The sequence below is a fragment of the Devosia sp. A449 genome, assembly GCF_054489375.1.
Genome location: NZ_JBTMWU010000001.1, coordinates 998,946 through 1,016,271, shown reverse-complemented (window position 1 = coordinate 1,016,271; position 17,326 = coordinate 998,946). Strand labels below are relative to the sequence as shown.

The following is a 17,326-nucleotide window of genomic DNA, read 5'->3' as shown; positions in this document are numbered from 1 at the left end:
CCGATTAGTCGGGCAGCGCGAAGACGTAGAGCGTCGCCGGGTTATCCCGCGGCAGCTTGATTTCCGGGGTCAGCGACGACAGCCGGCCCAGGCCAGAAGCGAAGTTGGCAACAATGGCAACATACTGCTTGCCACCGGCTTCGTAGCTGATGGGGAAGGATTCGAGCGAGTTGCTCAGCGCGCCGCTCTCCCACAGCTTGTCACCCGTCTCGTCGTCGAAGGCCATGAACTTGCGGTCAAGGCTACCAACGAACACCAGACCGCCGCCGGTTGGCAGGGTCGAGCTGGTGATCGGCGGGCGCTGACGGTACATCCACTTGTCCGACTGGTCGGTCAGATCGATGGCGCGAACCTGGCCGATATTGCCGTCGCTGTCAGGCGTCGGCACACGCGAAAAGGTCGCCATGCCGCCACCGGTATAGATGGTGCCCGGATCCAGCGGGTTCGGCGTGGTGTTGGAGCAGAACTCCACCGTTGGCATGTAGAGGGTCTGCGTCTTGGGGCTGTAAGAGGTCGCCTGCCAGGCGCGCCCGCCGGGGTCGGCCGGGCAGTTGAAGGTGGTCTCGCCAATATGGGGGATCACCTCGGGGTTAATGGTCTTGTCACCGGTTGTCTGGTCAATCGACAGCACCACGTTTTGCGGCACGGTTTCCTTGGCCCACAGCCATTCGCCGGTGGTCCGGTCGAGGGCTTCAACGATGCCGATCTTGCCGCTGGTCACCACCATCTTGCGGTCTTCGCCCTTGAACGGCAGGTCGATGAGCAGGCGCTCATAGACGTAGTCCAGGTCGAGACTGTCGTTGGCGAGATACTGGTGGTACCACTTCAGATCGCCGGTCTGCGGATCGAGGGCCAGCGTGGAGTCGGTGTAGAGCGCGTTGTTGGTAACATCGGGATCAGAGCTTGCCGGCAGCAGGCCGCTGATCTCGGCGACCCATGGATAAGGCTGGCCGACGCCGGCAAACACCAGGTTCTGATCCGGGTCATACGAGCCGGCAATCCACGCCGAAGCGCCGTGCCGGCTATCCACCGGAATGCCATTCCAGCTATTGCCTTCGGGCGTGTCGCCACGGGCAATGGTTTGAACGCGCCACAGCTCCGCACCGGTTTCGGGATCATGGCCGGTAATGAAACAGCCGCCCGGCTGGCCATTGCCGCAGTTGGTCATGCCCTGGATGATGACGCCATCGGCCACGATCGGGCCGCTGGTATAACCCCAGCCCTTGGCATGATCGGCAACCTGCTGGTCCCAGACCAGTTTGCCGGTCTTGGTGTCGAGCGCGATGATGTGGGCATCGCGGGTGGCGAGGATCAGATTGTTGCCGTAGATCGCCTTGTTGCGCTCGCCGCTCGGGTTCACGCCATCGGGCAGTTCATACTGATATTCCCAGATCAGATCACCAGTGGCACCATCGAGCGCCTGGATCAGGTGTGTCGAGTTCTGGATATAGATGATCCCGTCATGGACCAACGGGGTCTCCTGCGAGCGCCCGCCCGGCGTCATGCCCCAGGCCCAGGCCAGTTGCAGGCCCTTGACGTTTTCCTTGTTGATCTCTTCGAGTGGACTGTAGCCCCAGCCATTGAACGTCCGCCGCCACATCAACCAGTCGCCGTCCGACGGATTGAGCAGCATCTCGGCAGTGACCGGCGTAACCTTGTCGATCGGGCTATCTTGCGCGGTGGCCGCCTGCGCGACCAACAGTGATGTGAACGACACGGAGATCGCAATGATCCCCGTTAACTTCCGAAATCCCTGCATGAGTGGCTCCCCCACAATTAACGGGACTAGCGCACAGGCTCGATCGAAGTGGAATGAGCCAGGCGAAAGCACGCTAGCTTGGCTTGAGCCTAGGCCCATGCAACGGGAGCCGTCAACTAGATGTATGGTAGAATGATGCGAACGGGCAGTTCAGTGGCCGAGGCCCTGCGACTAAAGCACCTCTACGCTTGGCGCGCCTTGTTGGCCGCCGCCGCAATGCCTATAAAGACAGCAGGCCTTTTGCCGGTTATCCGCTGAGCATTCGAGTGGAAGACGAGAAGCGAAAGCGTCGACACTAAGGAGAGTTTTATGTTTGCCATTACCAGACGCAAGTTCGTTGCCGGTACGGTGGCGGCTTTGGCCGTCCCAGCAATCCTGGCCCCGAGCCAAGCCTACGCTGCCGAGCACGAAGTGCATATGCTGAACAAGGGCGAGGCCGGCGCCATGGTTTTCGAACCGGCGCTGATCCGGATCGCCGCCGGCGACACCGTGAAGTTCGTGCCGACCGATCGTGGTCACAATGCCGAGAGCATCCGTGACATGATGCCGGAGGGTGCCGAGCCCTTCAAGGGCGCGATTGGCAAGGAAGTCAGCGCCACTTTCACCGTTCCGGGCGTCTATGGCATCAAGTGCCTGCCGCATCTGGGCATGGGCATGATTGCCCTGGTGGTGGTGGATGATCCCTCGTCCAACCTGGAAGCCGCCAAGGCCGCGAAGAACCCGCCCAAGGCCAAGGAACGCTTCGACGCCATGTTTGCTGAGCTCTAAGAGCACCAGCAAGGCCAACCCCATCTACCGCCCGTTACGGGCGGTAGAAATCTGATTGCGGGTCGGACAGCACCAGCTCACGCATCCGCGCTGACAGATAGGCGCGCAGCTTGATGTAGCGCTCGTCGGCGTGGGCATCATATTCCCAGCGCGGACGGTCGAGATCGACATCCAGCGTCTCGACCACGCGGCCCGGCCGCGGCCCCATCAGCACGATGCGGTCGGAGAGCAGGATCGCCTCATCCACGCTATGGGTGACGAACAGCACGGTCGATTGCTGCCGGCTCCAAATCCCCATCAGTTCCATCTGCATCAGCTCGCGCGTCTGCGCGTCGATGCTGGCAAAGGGCTCGTCCATCAGCAGGATGCGCGGCTTGGTGACGAGCGCGCGCGCAATGGCGACCCGCTGTTTCATCCCGCCCGACAGCTCGTCGGGATAGGCGTCCTTGAACCGCGAAAGCCCCACCGCCTCGAGCTGGTCCAGCACCATCTCGGCGCGCTCGGCCTTTGACAGCCCCTGTTCCCCCAGCGGAAACTCGACATTGGCCTCGACGGTGAGCCAGGGAATGAGGCGAAAGGACTGGAAGACAAAGCCCATGTCGGGACCGGGCTTCGGCGCTTCGCCGAGCACGCGCACCGTGCCCTGCTGCGGCTTGAGCAGCCCATCCACCAGCCGCAGCAACGTGGTCTTGCCACAGCCGGAGGGCCCGAGCAGGCTGACAAACAGCCGGTCGGGCACCGAGAGATTGATGTCGCGCAGGGCGGTGATTTCCTGCTTCAGCCGCGCCGAGCGAAAGGACATGGTGACGCCCTCAAGCTCGATGGCGGCGACGGGGGACGATGATTGATCCAGAACTTTTTCCCCCGTCGCGCCGTCATACCTTAGCGGCCGGTGGCATCCCCATCGACCGTACCCACCTCGGCGAGTACCGCGTCAACGGGGCCAAAGTCCACCCATTGATCAATGGTAACCGGCGGTACGTTGACAAAGTCTTCCGTCGAGTAGAGCCAGTCCTGGGTGTATTGCAGGTCGGTCTCGTTCATGCCGCCGTTGACGCTCCAGGTGCCCGCGAAGGTGGCGGCCAGTGCCTGTAGGCCGGCTTCGTCGGTGTTGGGTGCATAGGGCACCATGGCTTCGGCCCAGGCATCGGGGTCGGCGGAGAAGTCGCGGGACAGTTTGATCAGCGCCCGGATCACGCCCTGCACTTCGGTCGCGCGCTCGTCGAGCACCTTCTGGGTGACCACATTGACCTTGTTGATGACCGGAACGGCGGCGTAATACGGCGCCTGGTCGATGAGCAGATGATAGCCGGTCTTGTCGGGAATCGACATCCAGACGCCGATCGACATGGTCGTGGCGTCGATCTGCCCGGCCATCAATGCCTGCGCGCGGACATTGGGTTGGCCGATGGCGAGGATATCCATCGTATCGGTGTCAAGTCCTTCTCCCGCCAACACTTTCATCGACAGCGAGTGGTCGAGACTGCCCACGCGGCCAACACCAAAAGTGCGGCCGGCAAGGTCGGCGGCACTGGTGATATCGTCCTTGGCGGCGATGACGTAAGGCAGTGATTTGTTGGGCGAGGTAACCGCCTTCAAGTCGGTGGCGCCCTGTGCGACGAGCAGCAGCAGACCATCGACGCTGACATTGGCCATCTCGCCTTCACCGGCGGCCAAAGCCTGCAAAGCTGAGGGCGTTTGCTGGACGCGGACCAGCTCGACCTCGACGCCTTCGGCTTCGAAATAGCCCTTCTCCAGGGCCAGATCCATGACCGAATTGGGGACCAGCGGTGGCTCCAGATGGGTTAGGATCAGTCGGAATGGCGCCGCAACGGCGGGTTGGGCAACCAGCAGCAAAGCCAGCGCTGGCGCAAGAAAACGGGTTATTTTCTGCATGATTTCTTCCACTTTTCTTCCAGATTTCTTGTGTTTTTCACGCTGCGCCACGCCAGCGCTCGAGGCGCAGCTGAATGTGGCGCAGAATTTCGGTGACGATGACGCCGACGGTGGCCAGGATCAGGACGATGACGAAGTACTCCGCCATGCGGAACGTGTTGCCATAGATGGCCAGCAACCCGCCCAGACCGCGCACGGCGGTATAGAGTTCGGCGACGACGGTATTGATCAGCCCGATGGTCGCCCCGACGCGCAGCCCGACGACGATGAAGGGGACTGCGCTGGGGATGGTGATGCGGCTGAAGATGCGCCAGGGGCTTGCCCCGACCGATTTCGCCATTTCGACCAGTTCGTCATTGGAGGCGAGGACGCCGGCATAGGTGTTGAGCAGGATCGGCATGGCGGCGCCGAGGAAGACGATGAACACCTTGGCCTGGACCCCGAGGCCCAGCAGCACGATGATCAGCGGAATGAAGGCGACGCGCGGCGTCGCGGCCAGGGCGTTGACGTAAATATCGAGGGTTTTGCCGAGCGGACGAATGCCGCCCATGATGACCCCGACCGGCACCGCCACCGCGATGGCGAGCCCGAAGCCCAGGCCATAGACGGTCAGGCTGTCGCCGATGGCAATCCAGAGCCGGGCTTCGCTGAACAGCAGCTGGGCGGCCTCGAAGGTGGCGAAGGGCGTCGGGATGAGGTTGCGGGGAGTCAGCTCGGCGGCGATGGTCCAGCCGGCCAGCAAAAAGGCCAGAAAAGCCAAGCGATAAAGCCAAATGATCACGGTGCAACCACGGCCCGCAGGCCATCCTCATTCCCCAAACAAGCTATCGCTAGCACGAAGCCGCCATGCTGGGAGCAATAGGCCTTATAGGCAGTTCTTCTAGGCTGGTTGCGTCAGGCCTTGAGGAAGGGTGGTGCCGGGCTGATGGTCGGCCGCACCCGGTCATGGGCGGCCTCCTGCAGGGTGTCGATCAGGGCCGAATAGGGCGACAGATGCCGATATTGCGTCGGAATCAGCGCCACCAGTGGTCGGGGAATGCCCAGCGCCACGTCGTAGAGCCGGATGCCGGGGGGAATGCTGTCGCCGGAAAAGCAGGACAGCGCCGGCGCGAGGCAGACGCCAAGCCCGGCGCGAACCATGGCCACGGCAACTTCAAAACTGCGGCACTGGGCGATCACCCGATGGTCGGCCAGCGCGGTCTCGTACCAGGCTTCCACGCGCTTCTGATGCTGGGTGCCGTAGATGAAGTGGATGGCATTGTTGAGGATCTGGCGCTGGGACGCATCCAGCTCGTCCTCTGAGTTAATACCATCGAGTTTGAGCGTGTCCGGCACCACCAGAACATAGGGATCGTCGAGCAGCGGCACCTGCACAAAGCCCATGCTGGCCTGCGCGATCGAACTCGCGGCGACGATGCCGATATTGGCGCGGCGGGCATAGAGCATGGCGATCACATCGCCCGGACTGCTCTCATGCACGTCGAAGCCGATCTCGGGATGCAGTTCGTTGAAGCGGCGCAGGGCCTGCGGCAGCAGCACCCTTATCGGCGAGCTGATCCCGGCGATGCCGATGGTGCGGGTGCCGCCGGTGTAGCCACTGAGCCGGTCCTCCAGCTCCTGCATTTCGCGCATCACCTGTTCGGCGCGCTCGACAAGAAAGGTGCCGATCTCGGTCAGGGTCATCCGCGCGGCGCCGCGCTCGAACACCTTGTGCCCGATGCTGGCCTCGAGCTTGGCGATCTGCTGGGACAGCGAGGGCTGCGACAGGCCGAGTTGCTTGGCGGCGCGGCTCACCGTTCCGGCATGAGCCACGGCCCAGACAATACGCAATTGATGCAGAGTCAGCTGAGGGCCGCCGGCAGCCCGGGTCAGTGTCGACATTTAGCTCATTTGCCCAGGGATCGAGAACGCGGTTTATGCCTGCTCATATACCAGACCGGCGACAGAAGACCTATTTTCCATCGCGACGAAGCAGGTTTTTGCGCGCCCGAGGGAGGGCGTATCGGTTCCTTCGCCTCCCTCCCCCTTGAGGGGAGGGATTGAGGGTGGGGGTCGTGCAGTTGTCCACAATGCCACCCCCTCCCCGGCCCTCCCCTCAAGGGGGAGGGAGGGAAAGAGCCGATAGTCTCATGTCGCCAACGCAGCGGATCAAGGGTGGGGGTGGTTTGCCCCGGTCATCGGGGCTCTCCACACCCCCTCCCAACCTTCCCCGTCAAGGGGGAGGTGTCGGCCGGTGGGGAGGCGGCGTCGTGCCTATTATGGCCTACTGCGCCGCTTCGCTGAGGGCGACCGGGGCGGGCGCCTCGGCGTCGTCATGCGGGGCTTTGGGCCTGAAGCGGCGGGTCCAGCGGCTGAAGCTGTCGATATAGGTCAGCAGCACCGGCACCACCAACAGGGTCAGTGCCGTCGAGCTGATCAAGCCGCCAATCACCGCATGGGCCATCGGGGCGTTCTGCCCGCTGCCTTCATGCAGGCTGAGCGCCAGCGGCAGCATGCCGAAAATCATCGCCAGCGTGGTCATGATGATCGGACGGAAGCGGGTGACGCCGGCTTCGACCAGCGCCTCATAGAGGTTCCAGCCTTGCTTGACGTGCTGATTGGCATTGTCGACCAGCAGAATGGCGTTCTTGACCACCAGGCCCATCAACATGATGAAGCCGATGGCGGAGAACATGTTGAGCGTCGAACCGCCCACCAGCAGCCCCACCATCACGCCGATCAGCGCCAGTGGCAGCGAACCCATGATGGCAATCGGCTGCAAGAAGCTGCCGAACTGGCTGGCCAGCACCAGATAGATGAAGATCACCGCCAGCAGCAAAGCCGAGACCACCGAACCCATGGTTTCGGCAATCTGTTCCACTTCGCCACCCATCGAATTGCGGTAGCCGGTGGGCAGCTCGATGCTGTCGACTGCCTTTTGCAGCAGCGGCGTCACGGTGCCCAGCTCAACGCCTTCGAGATAGGCGTCGATGGTCACGCCGCGCTGCAGATCCTGCCGGTTGATGGTGGTGGGGCCGGTGCTCTGCACCACCTCGGCCACCTGGGACAGGGTCACCATGCTGTTGGAGCCGCTGGCGCCGGACTGGGCGATCGGCAGATTGCCGATGGCATCAATGTCGTTGCGCAGCTCTTCGGGGAGACGCACCACCACCGAATAGACCTGACCATTGGCGGCGGTCCAATCGGCGACGTCATCGCCGCTGATCAACGGCCCGAGCGTCGCGGCGATCTGGCCGAGCGACACGCCCAAATTGTCGGCCAGGTCGCGATTGACCTTGATGCCAACCACGGGCTGGGCTTCATCGAAGCTGGAGGTGATGTCGATCAGGTCGGGAATCGCTTCGAGCTTGGCGACCAATTCATCGCCGAGGCGGTCCAGCACGTCGAAGCTGTCGCCATAAAGCGTGATCGACACCGGCGCCGTTGCCCCGCCCAGGCCCGAAGCGGCCGACACCTGGAAGGTCGCGCCGGGAACCGCCGTCAGGGCCTGACGGATTTGCGGCATGAGCTGAATCGGCGTCAGATCGCGCAGTTCCTTGTCGATCAGCGTCACCGTCATGGTGCCGGTATTGGCGCCGGAGGCCGCCAGACCACCGCCCACTGTGGAATAGGTGGTTTTGACGACTGGCGATTTACGGATCACCGCTTCGGCCTGCTGCAGCTTGGCGGCGGTATATTCCTTGCTCGAGCCGGCGGGCGTTTCCACCGTCACGGTGAAATTGCCGTTGTCGGTGGCGGGAATGAACTCCACGCCGACCAGTGGGAACAGCATGAAACTGCCGACGAATGACAGCACGGCGATCATCAAAACCGACTTGCGGAATTTGAGGCCCCAGCGGATCAGGTGGCGATAGCCCCCGGTGACCCACTCGAAAAACCGGTCGAACTGTTGCACAGCCCGGCCGAGCGGTCCGCGCTTGGCCTTCGGGTTCGAGGCGGGGTCGTACCAGACGCTCGACAGCATCGGATCAAGGGTGAAGGCGACAAACAGCGAGATCAGCACGGCAACGGAAACCGTGACACCGAACTGCAGGAAGAACTTGCCCATGATGCCGTCCATGAAGGCCACGGGCAGGAACACCGCGACGATGGACAGGGTCGTCGCCATCACGGCGAGGCCGATCTCGTTGGTGCCGTCAAACGCCGCCTGCCGGTGCGATTTGCCCATATGCAGATGTCGGGTGATGTTCTCTCGCACCACGATGGCGTCATCGATCAGAATACCCACCGCCAGCGACAGGGCCAGCAGCGTCATCATGTTGAGACTGAAGCCCAAGAAGTTCAGCGCCACCATGGTGCCGATGATCGAAATGGGCAGGGTCAGGCCGGTAATGACCGTCGAGCGCCACGAATTGAGGAACAGGAAGACGATGACGACGGCGAGCAGCGCGCCTTCGATCATCATGTTCTGCACGGCGTGGAAGGAGTCTTCCACCGGCTTGGCATTGTCGACGACGATTTCGATCTTGACCACGCCGTCCGGCAATTCCTTGTCGAGGATATTGGCGATGGTGCGACGGATATCCTCGGCGACGCCAACCGTGTTGGCGCCCTGGGTCTTGAGGATATCGACGGCCAGCGCCCGTTCGCCATTGAGAATGGCCAGGCTCGAGGTTTCGCCCCTGCCCTCCTCGATGGTGGCGACGTCGCGCAGGGTGACCGGTTGCCCGCCCTGCTTGCCGACGATGATGTCGTAGAAATCCTCCTGATCCTCCAGACGCCCCAGCACCTGGATGGACTGCACGATGCTGTCCTGGGTGATGGAGCCGGCGGCCAGATCCTTATTGGCGGCCTGCAACGCGCTGATCACCGCATTGGGGCTGATATTGAACGCGGTCAACCGATCAGGATCGATCTGCACATTGAGCTGGCGCGGCACGCCGCCGGCGATGGTGGCACTGCCGACGCCGGTGATGTTGGTGATGCGCTTGACGATGATGTCTTTGGTCAGCGCTGTCAGGTCGACATCGGACAGCGTGTCCGAGCTGACCGCCAGCGACAGGATGGGCATGGCCGAGGGGTCGAAGCGCAAGACCTGCGGATCGCCGACGCCATCGGGCAGACGGGCCTTGACCGGGTCGATCTTGTCGCGGACTTCCTGCGCCTTGTCGCGCGAATTGGAATCCAGATCGAAGATCATCAGGACCATGGCCTGGCCGGCCTGGGCGGTGGACTGGATGGTGTCCAGCCCGGCAATGGTGTTGACGGCGGCCTCGAGGGGCTCAACCACGTCGGCTTCCACCGCTTCGGGCGAGGCGCCGGGATAGCTGACCACGACGGCGACGACGGGCAGGTCCACATCCGGCATCTGCTCGATCGGCAGATGCTGGTAGGAATAGACGCCGAAGACCATGATCGCCACCATGATCATGGTGGCGAAAACCGGATGGTTGACGCTGATGCGGGTCAGAAACATCGATTAGCCCTCAATCAGTTCATAGGCCTGGCCGGCACTGAGTTCGGCCAGCGCGGCGGCGACGACCTGCTCGCCCGGGGTCAGGCCGGTGACTTCGACCAGGCGGCCGCGATCCCAGGTGGTGCCGGGCTCGACGGCCTGGCGCGTCAAAGTGCCGTTGTCGAGCTTGAGCACGAAATGGCCCTCGGCATCCTCGCGGATGGCGGTGGCCAGAATGGCGATGGCGTCGGGCTTTTCGGCGACGGTGATCTGGCCGGTGGCGAACATGCCGCCACGCAGCAGGCCGTCTTCATTGTGCAGCGAGACATAGATCGGCACGGTTCGGGTGCCGGCCAGGGCCACCGGATTGACGCGGGTGACGGTGCCGTCAAACACCCGGCCATCGAGGCCGGTGACCGAGACGGCGACAGCCTGCCCCGGGGCGACCAGGGCGCTGGACGTGACCGAAGCGGCGGCCTGGAATTCCATCTCTTCAAGATTGACCACGGTGAACAGCGTGGTGCCGGCGCTGATGGTCTGGCCCGGCTCGACCGAGCGCTCGGAAATGATGCCGTCAAAGGGGGCGGGAACCGAGGCATTGTTGAGCGCGATTTCGGCGCCCTGCACGGCGCTTTCCAGCGCCACGAGATTGGCCTCAAGCGCCGCGGTGCCCGAGCGGGCCTGTTCCAGCGTCGAGGGACTGGCCAGCCCCTGCCGCGCCAGTTCCTGGGTGCGCTCAAGCTGCTGCTGCGACGAGAGCAGTTGGGCGCGGGTGGCATCGGCGGTGGCGCGCTGCTGGTTGAGCTGCAATTCCAGCGTGGCGCGGTCGATTTCGGCCAGAATGTCGCCAGCCTTCACCGTGTCACCCGGCCGCACCGCGACGCTGAGGACGCGGCCCGAGGCCTGCGAGGCGACGGCCGAGACCCGGCCGGGAACCAGCGTGCCGGTCACGCGGGCGCGCTGGCTCAGCAGGGTCGGGGCGATTTCGGCGACTTCCGATACCAGCAATTGCTGCGTCACCGGCTCGGTGCTGGCGGTTTCGGCCTCCGGCGCCGGCGGGCGCGTGAGCACGAAGCCCACCACGGCCAGGATTATCACCGCCAGAACGATCCACGGCATCAGCCGACGCCGGGGCTTCTGGCCCTCGGCAATACGGCGCGCATTATCCTTTTCACGCTTGCTCTGGGCCCAGTCGGGCTTTTCACTTGCTGTGGTCATGGCGCGGATCCTGGTTTAGCGGGCTAGTCTTGGAAAATCGAACAATGGCCCAGGCTTACGCCCAGGCCAGACTTTTAGCTGTATGCAACAAAGCCGCGACATTCCCAAGGTTCGTTTGGGGTCACGACGAATAAATCGTGATCGCCGCTTAGCGCAAGACTGGTCGCAGCGTGTCCGCGTCGAGCAGCTGCATGGCGTTGGCGCCGCTGGTGGTGGTGGACCAGACGCGCACGAACTCGCCCCATTCCTCAACGCCATCCACCGCCACACCCTGTGCAGTCAGCGCGGCGACGAGGCCCAGCTCGGTGTGGCCATGGATGAGGTTTTCCTCGGCGATGGCGGCGACCGAAAACGCGGCAACGGAAACCGTGGCGATAGCGGCGGCGAGGGTGAACTTCTTCATAGCAATGATTCCTTGGTTTGGGATGGCGTCGGTTTCCCCCCGCTGGATTGTCCCAACATTGCGCCGCGAAATTTTATCTTGGCCGGATCGGTGGTTGAACTGCCGCAATGCACCGGCAATGTTCGCCCGCAATGGTCAGGGCGACACCGGGGTTTACATGCGCATACTGCTAGTCGAGGACGAGGTGGAACTGGCGCGGGCGCTGATGACGGCGCTCAGTCGGCATGATTTCGTCGTCGATCACGTCGCCACGCTGGCGCTGGCCGAGGAAGCCGCGCGCAGCGAAGTGCATGCGGTGGTCATTCTTGATCGCAAATTACCCGATGGCGATGGTCTCAGCCTGATCCCCAAATTGCGCGCGATCCAGGCCGGGTTGCCGATCATCATGCTGTCGGCGCTCGGATCGCCGGATCACCGGGTGGCTGGGTTGGAGACCGGGGCCGACGACTATCTCGCCAAGCCGTTCCTGATTGATGAGCTGGTGGCGCGAATCCGTGCTGTCATGCGCCGTCCGGCGTTGATGCTGGAGCATGCGGTGACGGTCGGGCGGCTTAAATTCGATCTCAATGAGCGGACCGCCCTGGTCGATGGCAAGCCGCTGGCGTTGCCGCGCCGCGAGTTGCTGGCTCTTGAGGCGCTGGTGCGGCGCGCGGGGCGAACCGTGGCGCGCTCGTCGCTGGTGGAAGCGGTTTATGGCTTTGACGATGATATCGCATCCAACACGCTCGACGCCCATATCTCGCGGCTGCGGCGGAAGCTGGCCGCGGCGGGGGTCGAAATTCACGGCATCAGGGGCATCGGCTATTTGCTGCGGGCAGCGTCATGAGAAAGCGGCGGGAGCCATCGCTGCGCGGCGCGCTGTCGCGGGGCATGATCATGGTGCAGGCGCTGGTGCTGGTCGCTTTTACGCTGGTGGCCGCCATCGCCATGCTCAACCTCATCGCCACCAATCAGGGGCTTGATGACGCGGTGATCGAGGATATCGTGCGGTCGGTGAGCCGCACCGAGACCGGGGCTCTGGCGCTGATTTCCACGCCGGAACTGGATCGGGTGGTCAGCAGCTTTCCGAATTTCTGGTTCTATGTGGTCGATGCCGACAGCAAATCCATCGGCCTGGGCGAGATTCCGCCCCAGATCCGCGTGTTCCCCGGCGCGCTGCTGCATGTATCCTCGGCCAATCTTACCGATCTCGGCAACCCGACCTCGCCCTATGCGCTGATCCGTACCCGCGACAGCACTGTCGGCAAATTATGGATTATGACCGCAGGCGGCCCGCCGGTGTCGTGGCGATTTCTGAGCGTGGCGTTCTCCAACCCGTTCTTTGCCAGCCTGCTGATCCTGCTGACCACGGTGACGCTGCTGACCATCCCGCTATTGATCCGGCGCTCGTTGCGCGGCCTCGATCAGGTGGCGGCCGATGCGGAGAAAATCGACGTCGATCAGCGTGGGTTGCGGTTGTCGTACGACACGGTGCCGGCCGAACTGAACTCGATGGTGCGCGCCATCAATTCGGCACTGGAACGGCTGGATCAGGGCATTGAGCGCCAGCACAGATTCATGGCCGATGCGGCCCATGAATTGCGCACCCCGATTGCCATTCTGCAGACCAGGCTCGAACTGCTGCCCAATACGCCCGAGCATCAGCAATTGCTGATCGATGTGGCGCGGCTGGCCAGCATGGCCAACCAGTTGCTGGACCTGCACCGCATGAGCCTGTCGGCGGCCGATTTTGGACCGATCGAGTTGACCGACCTCGTCGCCCAGGTGCTGGCCGATCTGGCGCCGCTGGCCATTGCCGCCGGCAGCGAGGTGGCGCTCGACGCGCCATCCGGCCCGGTGCTGATCGCGGGCGATGCGCCGGCGCTGTCGCGTGCCATCGCCAATCTCATTCAAAATGCGCTGGCCCATGGCGGACCCGGCGTCGCGGTGACCGTCGAAGTCACCACCGACCGCACTATCACGGTGCGCGACAACGGCACCGGGATCGCGCCGAAACATCATGAGGAAATCTTCTGGCCCTTCCACCGGCTGGCGCCGGCGCAACAGGGCGCCGGACTGGGGCTGAGCCTCGTGCGGGACATCATCCACAAGCATGGCGGGCGGATTTCCGTGTCTGGCACCGAGGGCGGTGGCGCCTGTTTTGAAATCGTCTTTCCTCCGGCGCCCGGCGGCGCTGCCTGATTATCCCATCGAGAGTTCCTGCATGAATTTGACCGTCAAATCGCTTGGCCACATCCTGGGCTGCGCCGTGCTGGCCACCGCCATGAGTGCCAGCGCGGCACAAGCGCAATCCATCACCCAGGCGCTGACCCTGGCCTATGAGCATTCGCCGGATTTGCAATCCGCCGTGCTGAGCGCCCGCTCCGCCGCTGAAGGCATCGCCCTGGCCAAAGCGGGGCAGCGACCAACCATTGGTGCGTCGCTGGCCGGGAACCAATCCTGGGATCTGAATGGCGGGTCCTGGCACGACAGCACGTCACTGACGACCGGCCTCTCCTACAAGCAGACAATCTACGATAGTGGCCGCAGCGACGCGCAAATCGAAGTCGCCCGCGCCGCCACCGAGGCCGCCGAGCACCAGATTCGCAGCAGCGAACAGATCGTGCTGTTCTCGGTGATCCAGGCCTATATGGCGGTCTATGCCGACCGGCAATTGCTCGATTTGCGGGGCGAAAGCCTCGCCTTCTTCCAGGCCCAGGTGACCTCGGCCGAGGATCGCCTGGCGGTCGGCGAAGGCACCAGGATCGATGTCGCGCAGGCCCAGGCCCGCCTCGCGCAGGGGCAGGCCGCTCATCGCGCGGCCCAGGGAAGCCTCGACATCAGCCAGGCCCGCTTCATGCGGCAGGTCGGCGCCGCGCCGCAAAATCTGGCGACGACGCACGACTATGCCAGACTAATTCCGGCCAGCCTGCAATCCGCCATGGCCGAAGCCGAGCTTGGCCACCCGGCCATTCTGGCCGCCAAGGCCGGCATCAGGGCAGCGCAGGCGTCGATCCAGAGCGTCAGCGCGGGTTTTGGCGCGACGGCCGCGATAAACGGCTCGGTCGGGACGCGCTGGAGCGGTCCAGGCGGCGGCGCCAGCGATGGCCTGAACGGCGCGATCGGATTCCAGATTTCCGTGCCGATCTATGCCGGCGGCTCCATCGGCGCAGGCGTGCGCAAGGCCAATATCGAGCAGATCAAGTCGGAGGTGGACGCCATGTCCGTCTATGACCAAATTCGCGAAGCGGTGATCTCGGCCTGGGCCAGCATACAGAGCGCCGACGCCCAGATTGCCGCCGCCGCAACGGCCGCCTCAGCCGGGCAAACCGTGCTCGACAGCGTGGTTCAGGAGCGGGATCTCGGATCGCGGACCACCCTCGATGTATTGAACGCGCAGGCCGAACTGGTCACGTCGCGCGAGGCGGTCATCAACGCGTCGGCCAACAAGGTTGTCGCCACCTTCTCGCTGCTGTCGGCCATGGGACGGTTAACCGCTTCCGACTTGGGTTTGGCGGTGGTGACGAAGTCGGCGACGGGTTATGCGGCGGCGGTTGAAGATGTGTGGCAGGAATTGCGCGCGGTGGCCGAATAGGCGGCGCGGCTAACCCCATTCCTTCTGGGCCAGCAGACTGGCGCTGACGCGGTTCTTGACCTTCAGCTTGGCCATGATCCGGGTCATGTGGAATTTGACCGTCTTCTCGAGGATGCCGAGCTTTTCGCCGGCTTCGCGGTTGCTCATGCCCTTGGCGACGAGCCGGAGCACGCGTTGTTCCTGTTCGGACAGCGAGTCCAGTAGCCGGGGCGTTGCCTTCTCCTTGACCCCCGAGAGCAGGCGCAAGGTCAAATTGGGCGACACGAAGGAGTCGCCCGCCGCTACGCTTTTCACCGCCGCGATCAGATGCAGCGATTCAATGCCCTTGAGGATATAGCCCACCGCCCCGGCCTCAAGCGCGCTGATCATGTCGTCATCATCTTCCGAGACGGTGAGCATGATCACCCGGGGCGCATCGGGCATGGCGGCAATCACCCGAGCGGCTTCGATGCCATTGCCGGGCATGGAAATATCGAGCAGCACAATATCGGGGCGCAGCCGCTCAGCGAGCTCGATTGCCTGCTCGCCGGTGCCGCCCTCCCCGACGACATCGAGCTGGGGATCGAGGGCCAGCGTCTGGATCACCCCGGCCCGAAACAGCGAATGATCATCGATCAGAACGATGGAAATTCTTTCAGCCATCCAGCTTCTCCATGATTGCGAGCGTCATTTCGAGACGGGTGCCGCCGGCAGGATCGGTGACCGACAGGAAGGTGCCGCCCAGGCTTTCGACCCTGGCGCGAAGCCCGGTCAGGCCGAGCCCCGCCTCGCCCCTGACATTGCCCTGCCCGCTGGCCCCGCCACCGCGATCCTGCACCGAGATGTGCAGCAGCGACGCCACCAATTGGCACGACACCGACTGACCATCCCGGCTGGCATGACGGAAGGCATTGCTGAGCCCCTCCTGCACGAAGCGGTACACACAGATTTTGACGGCATGCGACACCTCGCAATCCAGCGCCCCGCAGGTCACGGCCACTTTGGTTTCGGTGCGTTTCTCATGCAGGTTGACGGCCCGCGCCACGACCTCACACAGCGGCAGGCTTTCGATTTCGGGCAGCATCAAGCCCTTGGACACCGCCCTGATGTCGCGCAAGGCATCGGCCAGCACCGTGTCGATGGCCTGTAGCTCGCGGCGGCGGCCCGCGACTGTCCGGGCCTGACGGACATGCTCGACCTTGAGCGCGGCAAGGCCAAGCAACTGGGCAGGCCCGTCATGCAGTTCAGCCCCGACATTGCGCAGATAGCTGGCATTGAGTTCGGCCAGCCGGCTGGACGCCAGTTGCGCCTTATCCCTGAGGGTGCGGTTCTGATCGGAGACCCGGCGCACTTCATCGATGCGCTGTTTGAGCGCGGCATGCTGGGCAGTGATCAGCCGGCTGCCGCGATGGACGATACCGAACAGGCTGAGCATCACGACCAACGTCAGCGCCGCCGTGGTCAGCCAGCTGCGGGCGCGCACATCGAACAGCCGACGCTGCAATAGCTCCGGCTGTTCGTGGATTTCAGCGACGGCGATGATGTGCCCCGACAGATACTCGCGGACCGGCACATAGATCTCCAGATATTCGCTCTCAAAGTGACGCTCGACATGTTCGGCGGCGCCAAGATTGGCATAATGGGCCGAAACCGCGCCCGCCATCGCCTCGGCAAGCCCTTGCGGCGGATCGAAGCGCCGTCCGATCAGTTGCGGCGAGCTGGAATAGACGACGAGGCCGCCTCGCTTCCAGATTTCGAGATGCGGAAAGCGCTTTTCGAAGGGCTCGTCCAGCGCGGTGCCGACGCCCAGCAGCCGGTTCAGCGCCTCCACCTTGTCGGGGGGCAGGCTGTCGCCATAGGCCAATGACTGCAGCTGGGGCGACAGGAAGCTGTCCATGAACAGGGCGGTGGACGCCGCTGTATTCTCCACCGCGGCATTGGAAACGATCCTGGAGGTGATCATGCCGGCCAGCAGCATGACCAGCAGCATGACCAGGCCGCCGGTCAAGGCGAACTGGCCCGACAGATTGCGCGGCGCCGTCACGCCCGCTCCCAAATTGACTGCGGTCCCAATTGACACAATTCATCTCCAGGAAGCCCGGAGTAACAGCGATATCTTACGCTGTATCGCGCCGCTACTTCAATTGGTCGCCCATATTACTCGACCTAAGTCCAGTTCCGGCAATTGCCGGAGCCCAGCTGGCATCAGACCATTGCCCCGCAAAAATCATCAGACCTTCTGACGTTGTTCGCTGTTCTTGGCAGGCGCACTGTTGCCCCGAAATCGCCACGTCCCGCTGTGGAGTGGTGACCGCTGCCAAGCAGATCACGGCA

General features: G+C 63.5%; 14 protein-coding genes. 4 read left to right on the top strand and 10 right to left on the bottom strand.

Annotated features, from left to right (window positions below; all coding sequences use genetic code 11):
• Positions 1–4 precede the first annotated feature (4 nt).
• Positions 5–1,717: an outer membrane protein assembly factor BamB family protein gene (locus ACX3OW_RS04880; RefSeq protein WP_459094600.1), complete on the bottom strand. Its 1,713-nt coding sequence runs from the start codon at positions 1,715–1,717 to the stop codon at positions 5–7.
• 351 nt (positions 1,718–2,068) lie between these two features.
• Between ACX3OW_RS04880 and ACX3OW_RS04875 the strand changes: the two genes are divergently transcribed.
• Entirely contained in the window at positions 2,069–2,527 is a 459-nt protein-coding gene (locus tag ACX3OW_RS04875) for a pseudoazurin (RefSeq protein ID WP_459094599.1), read from the top strand.
• A 34-nt stretch (positions 2,528–2,561) separates the two neighbouring features.
• Here the strand turns inward: ACX3OW_RS04875 and ACX3OW_RS04870 are convergent, their stop codons facing one another.
• From ACX3OW_RS04870 to ACX3OW_RS04840, 7 genes are all read right to left on the bottom strand, one after another.
• Complete coding sequence (locus tag ACX3OW_RS04870; RefSeq protein ID WP_459094598.1) at positions 2,562–3,329, bottom strand: ABC transporter ATP-binding protein; 768 nt, start codon at positions 3,327–3,329, stop codon at positions 2,562–2,564.
• An 80-nt stretch (positions 3,330–3,409) separates the two neighbouring features.
• Complete coding sequence (locus ACX3OW_RS04865; protein ID WP_459094597.1) at positions 3,410–4,423, bottom strand: ABC transporter substrate-binding protein; 1,014 nt, start codon at positions 4,421–4,423, stop codon at positions 3,410–3,412.
• Between the two features lie 37 nt (positions 4,424–4,460).
• The gene (locus ACX3OW_RS04860) at positions 4,461–5,204 is read right to left on the bottom strand and encodes an ABC transporter permease (RefSeq protein ID WP_459094596.1); all 744 of its coding nucleotides are present in this window, start codon (positions 5,202–5,204) and stop codon (positions 4,461–4,463) included.
• A 113-nt stretch (positions 5,205–5,317) separates the two neighbouring features.
• On the bottom strand, positions 5,318–6,304 hold the full coding sequence (locus ACX3OW_RS04855; protein ID WP_459094595.1) for a LysR family transcriptional regulator: 987 nt from the start codon (positions 6,302–6,304) through the stop codon (positions 5,318–5,320).
• A 382-nt stretch (positions 6,305–6,686) separates the two neighbouring features.
• On the bottom strand, positions 6,687–9,839 hold the full coding sequence (locus ACX3OW_RS04850; protein ID WP_459094594.1) for an efflux RND transporter permease subunit: 3,153 nt from the start codon (positions 9,837–9,839) through the stop codon (positions 6,687–6,689).
• A gap of 3 nt (positions 9,840–9,842) precedes the next feature.
• Entirely contained in the window at positions 9,843–11,036 is a 1,194-nt protein-coding gene (locus ACX3OW_RS04845; RefSeq protein ID WP_459094593.1) for an efflux RND transporter periplasmic adaptor subunit, read from the bottom strand.
• A gap of 148 nt (positions 11,037–11,184) precedes the next feature.
• Positions 11,185–11,439, bottom strand: coding sequence for a hypothetical protein (locus tag ACX3OW_RS04840; protein ID WP_459094592.1), 255 nt, complete (start codon positions 11,437–11,439; stop codon positions 11,185–11,187).
• 157 nt (positions 11,440–11,596) lie between these two features.
• Between ACX3OW_RS04840 and ACX3OW_RS04835 the strand changes: the two genes are divergently transcribed.
• Genes ACX3OW_RS04835 through ACX3OW_RS04825 form a run of 3 tightly spaced genes read left to right on the top strand, consistent with a single transcriptional unit; the run spans position 11,597 to position 15,013 of the window.
• On the top strand, positions 11,597–12,265 hold the full coding sequence (locus ACX3OW_RS04835; protein WP_459094805.1) for a response regulator transcription factor: 669 nt from the start codon (positions 11,597–11,599) through the stop codon (positions 12,263–12,265).
• On the top strand, positions 12,262–13,620 hold the full coding sequence (locus tag ACX3OW_RS04830) for a sensor histidine kinase (RefSeq protein ID WP_459094591.1): 1,359 nt from the start codon (positions 12,262–12,264) through the stop codon (positions 13,618–13,620). Before ACX3OW_RS04835 ends, ACX3OW_RS04830 begins: the two co-directional genes overlap by 4 nt.
• A gap of 22 nt (positions 13,621–13,642) precedes the next feature.
• A complete protein-coding gene (locus ACX3OW_RS04825) occupies positions 13,643–15,013 on the top strand; it encodes a TolC family outer membrane protein (RefSeq protein ID WP_459094590.1) in 1,371 nt (456 codons plus the stop codon).
• 9 nt (positions 15,014–15,022) lie between these two features.
• Here the strand turns inward: ACX3OW_RS04825 and ACX3OW_RS04820 are convergent, their stop codons facing one another.
• Both ACX3OW_RS04820 and ACX3OW_RS04815 read right to left on the bottom strand, forming a co-directional pair.
• Positions 15,023–15,655, bottom strand: a complete 633-nt coding sequence (locus ACX3OW_RS04820; protein ID WP_459094589.1) for a response regulator — start codon at positions 15,653–15,655, stop codon at positions 15,023–15,025.
• Positions 15,648–17,036, bottom strand: a complete 1,389-nt coding sequence (locus ACX3OW_RS04815; protein ID WP_459094588.1) for a sensor histidine kinase — start codon at positions 17,034–17,036, stop codon at positions 15,648–15,650. The genes ACX3OW_RS04820 and ACX3OW_RS04815 overlap by 8 nt, the downstream gene beginning before the upstream one ends.
• Positions 17,037–17,326 lie beyond the last annotated feature (290 nt).